The 4,850-nt window shown below is 40.5% G+C and carries 2 protein-coding genes; both read left to right on the top strand.

Features of this window, described 5'->3' with window-relative positions:
• The coding region (locus KTHG_RS20860) for a hypothetical protein (RefSeq protein WP_186439712.1) at positions 1–4,069 on the top strand (4,069 nt) is incomplete at its 5' end.
• Positions 4,066–4,850: distal tail protein Dit (locus tag KTHG_RS20855; RefSeq protein WP_139996406.1), on the top strand; the 785-nt coding region annotated here is incomplete at its 3' end. The genes KTHG_RS20860 and KTHG_RS20855, both read left to right, overlap by 4 nt.

The following is a 4,850-nucleotide window of genomic DNA, read 5'->3' as shown; positions in this document are numbered from 1 at the left end:
ACGTTCACAAGGGAAAGAACTCGAAGCCCTTGAAGCCGATTATAACGGGCTAGAACAAGCTGTGGAAGAACGGACACGTTTAATCGACAAGGAAAAGCAAAAGATGCAGCGCTTGAAGCAACAATATGGTGAAAACAGCGAAGAATATCGTCGCCAGGTGGCACGTGTACGTGACTTAGAAACATCCAATAATGAAGCACGACGCGCTATGAATCGTTTACAAGAAGAAATGGATGAAACACAGCAAAGTAGTAGTAAGCTACGTTCAGCATTTTCTAAGGTAGGCGATAAAATTAGCGGTATGAGTGGGCCATTAATGGGATTATCTACAGCTGCTGCAGGTGTAGGAACAGCAATGGGTGCGCTCGCTATCGATATTTCAAACGCAACTGACAATATCGAATCAAGATTAGAAACATTAGTAAATGGTTCTGAAGCAAAATTGAAGAAAATGAAAAAGAACATCATGGAAACGTACACAGCTGGGTTAACTACGGATCTTGATGAAACAACCAATATTGCTGCACGTACCGAGCAACGAGGGATTGCAGATAAAGATAAACAAAAAGCCATTGATTATGCCACAGTTATTTCAAAAAATAGTGACTTAGAAGGAAAAGAGATTGTCGACGTTCTTTCTATGCTTCAAAAAAAGTTTGGGATGACAATTGAACAAGCCGGGGATTATGCACAACGAATCGCACAAACAGGTATTGAAGATTTTGACCAAGCAATGGAATATATTCCGCAACTAAAAGACGGTGGTTTGAGCATCGATGAAATCATTGCACGACTCGAAGGTGGGATGAAATCGGGTGCATGGAATAGTGATAAGACACTCGATTTACTTGCTGAAGGACAAAAGAAAGTAGTCGGTGACGGTGCTGATGCCTACAAAGAATTCGGTTTAGGTACTGAATACGCCAAATTCCAAGCTGGGGAAATTGATTATAAAGCCTTCATGATGGAAGCAAAGAAAAAGGCTGATAAATTACCAAAAGAAGATAAGAAAGCCTTTTGGGCAGCTATTTTCGGGACACAAGGTGAAGATATTGATTTGAGTTCAATCAATGGTATTTTTAATGCGAAAGAAAAAAGTGGTAAAGCAGAAAAAGGACAAGCTGATGATTTAGTAAATAAAGAAAAAGAGAAAGCAATTGTCCGATTAACTGCTGCTTATAATAAATTAAAAAAAGAGTTGTTACCACTTGGAAATACTTTAATGAATACGGGTGCAGCGATAACAGAAGGGATTTTACCTTATGTAAAACAATTAATTGATTGGTTCAATGGATTATCTGATACACAACAAAAAATCGCAATTGGTGCCGGTGTATTAGCAGTTGCAATGGGTCCTTTAACAATTGCTTTTAAAGTATTAGCTATGCCAATTAAACTCGCTTGGAGTGCTATTAAAGGTTTATTTAGTGGTTTGAAATTACTTGTTTCTTTCTTACCATCTATGAGCACCGTTATGAGTGGCTTAGGAAAAGCTGTAGATATCGCCTATAAGCCAATTGTTTGGCTAGGTAATGGCTTATCGAAACTGTGGAATGTGCTTAAATTCATCGCGCCATTTATTCGTACAGGATTAGTTACAGCGTTTAGAGCGCTACTTGGGCCAGTCGGTTTAGTTATCACAGCGGTTTCTTTACTTGTGGCTGGATTCAAATATGCATATAAGCATTCTGAAACGTTTCGTAATTTCGTTAATAAGTTACGTGATAGCTTATTAAATACATGGAACAATTTAAAAGCAATGGGCGTTCGTGGCGTGGTAGCAGCGATGTGGAAATCGGTTAAAGGCGCTTTTGCATCTGGCTATACCTTTGTGAAAACAAAAATCGAAGGCGCTAAAAATGCTATTTCAAACGCTTGGACAAATGCACGTAAATTAGCAGTCGCTAAGGTAACAGGTATGTGGACAAGTACGAAAAACTTATTTTCGTCGGGCTACAATGCGGTGAAGTCACGTATGGCCAGTGTGAAAAATTCAGTGTCTAATGCTTGGACAAATACGAAAAAGGCAACAACCGACAAAGTATCATCGATGTGGACGAGCACCAAGAACTCTTTCTCCAATGGCTACAATGCAGTAAAGAATCGTATGTCGAATGTAAAAACAGCGATGTCGAATTCATGGACGGCCATTAAGAAATTAACCGTTGAGAAAGTTACTAATATGATCGATCACGTGAAGAAAATGCCACAACGAATGGCAGATGCAATTGCCAAAGGTGCCGGGGCATTGAAAAATGGCGGTAAAAAATTGCTAAAAGGGTTAATCGGTGGCGTAGAGTGGGGCTTAAACAAAGTCATTAAAGGCGTGAATCAAGTAATGACTTGGGTAGGCGCTGACGATTCGAAATTAAAGCCAGTCGATTTAACTAAGTATGCGAAAGGTACACCAAATGGTGGGCATGATGGCGGTTTAGCAATGGTCAACGATGCACCAGGTAGTAACTATCGTGAGTTAGTAGTATTGCCGAATGGCCAAACATTCGTACCAAAAGGACGAAATGTGGTCATGAATCTTCCACAAGGTGCGGAAGTATTACCCGGTCATAAGACGCGCGATTTAGCCAAACGTGGTGTCATTCCACAATATAAATCGGGTGTTGGTGATACATTATCTGGTCTGTGGTCATCCACAAAATCGGGTGCTTCAAAGTTATGGCAAGGCACGAAAGATGTGAGTTCTGCAGCATTTAACAAAGTAAAAGACTGGTCAACAGAAGTATGGGATTGGGTAACAAGCCCAGAAAAAGTTAAAAAATTGTTGATGAACACTATCGGAAACGTCATTCCAAAACAATATACATCTGGTATTATGCCATCTATGTTAAACGGCATGATGGGTAAACTAGTAGATCAAGCGAAAGATTTTGTCTTTAACATTGCCGATTCAATGGGCGGTGGAGCCGATTTTGGTTCATGGTCACCGTTTAATGGCGATTTCAACAAAATCTCGAATAAGTGGAATGTATATGACTTCCTTTATGATTTAGCAAAACAAATTGTTTCAGCTAATTCGGGGTTATCGATTACATCTGGCCAACGTGATGGCGCAACAACTAAATCTGGTTCTAAATCAGAACATGGTAGCCATCGAGGGATTGATATTAGTGGTTGGGGAAGTAATGGTGGTTATTTACCACTTGCCAAATCAGTAGCTGGGCACCCTTATCTTAAATACGCTATTGGTGATAATCGTTGGAATCCAAATAATGATGATAAGTTTAGCCACTTCAAATGGGGTGGGCACATGAACCACCTTCACTTATCAGCAAAATCACCAGCTGAAGCAAAGGCAGCCAAAGGTAGTTTTGGTGCTGCAAGTAATGTTTCGGGTGGTGCAAAGGCATGGACAGCACAAATTAAGAAAGCCCACCAAGCAATTTATGGGAAAGCCATTTCAAAGCAAGGATTAAATGAAGTGCTTGAACAAATCCAAACAGAGTCCGGTGGTAATGCGACGGTTCGACAAGGAATTGTCGATGTAAATACGCATAATGGTTCGGGCGGTGCGAAAGGATTACTCCAATTCATTCAATCTACATTTGATAATTATAAATTAAAAGGGCATGGCAATATTTTTAGTGGCTATGACCAATTACTTGCCATGTTTAACATCAAAGAGTGGTATGCAGCTATCACGCGTGCTGGTAAAGGAAAAGGATGGAGTCCAAGAGGTCCACGCGTCAAACCATATGCCAACGGTGGTATTATCACAAAAGCGCATATGGGGCTTGTTGGTGAAGATGGACCAGAAGCCATTATTCCATTGGATAAAGCGAAAAAAGGACGTTCCATGCAATTACTTGCACAAGCTAGTCAGTATTTGAATGGGAATAAAGCAACTACTTCTACTGCTTCATCTGTGGAAGGTATTGTAGCAGCTATCATGGTGCAGGGTGCTGAAACATCTAAAAAATTAGATGCATTAATTGCTTTACTTGCATCGGGGACAACCATTCAAATTGACGGAAAAGAAATTGCGAATGTCGTGAACCGCATTAATCAAACGAATGAGCGCATGGCCAATCGTGCGAAAGGAGTGACAACATGATGATAACAGCCGAACCGTCCTTTACCTATGACGGTGAGTACATGAAAAATAGTGGTTATTTCTTAAATGATGCGCAGGTTTCTTCACCAGAAATTTCACCAGAAAACGTGAATGTGCCTGGTCGAATTGGTCTTTTAAATATGGGCAATGATATCGGGGAGCGCCAAATAGCCCTAGAAATCACGCTTAATTGTTCTTCACAAGAAGATTTTAATGAAAAGCGATTGTATTTAGAGAATCTAGTCATTTTACAAGAGCCCGTAGAAAAGCCACTTATTTTAGATACAGATACCAAATGGACGTATTATGGTCAGTTCACTACTCTTTCAGACTTTGAGTGGATAAATGGCTATGACCATAAGGTGACGCTGACATTTAGCTGTTCAGATCCACTGAAATATGGCGAGCAGTATGATGTGCCAATCGCTGATGGTTTGCTCACGATTACACCACATGGCCAACAAAAAACAGCCCCTATTTTCAGCGCCATTGCGACAGCCGACAATACCTGGTGTGGATTAAGTAGCTACGACCAGTATGTCTATGTAGGCGGTAAAATCGATGTCGAGAGTGGCGAAGAAGCCTTAGATGTATATACGCCAGTCCTACAAGATACAGCGCAAGATTTGAACTTGTGGCAACGTGTATCGAATGATTCGGTAACATGGGAAGTAACGAGTGGAAATGTCGGGAAAGGGTCCGACTTCCAACAAAATGATGATGATATTAGTGTCAAAGAGTTTGGTGAAAATCAAGGCTCTAAAAATGAATGGTATGGACC

Origin of the sequence: Kurthia sp. Dielmo, from assembly GCF_000307285.2 — a bacterium.
GTDB classification, from domain to species: domain Bacteria; phylum Bacillota; class Bacilli; order Bacillales_A; family Planococcaceae; genus Kurthia; species Kurthia populi.
Note: the sequence above shows the minus strand (reverse complement) of the source record. Positions and strands in the feature narration are given on the sequence as shown.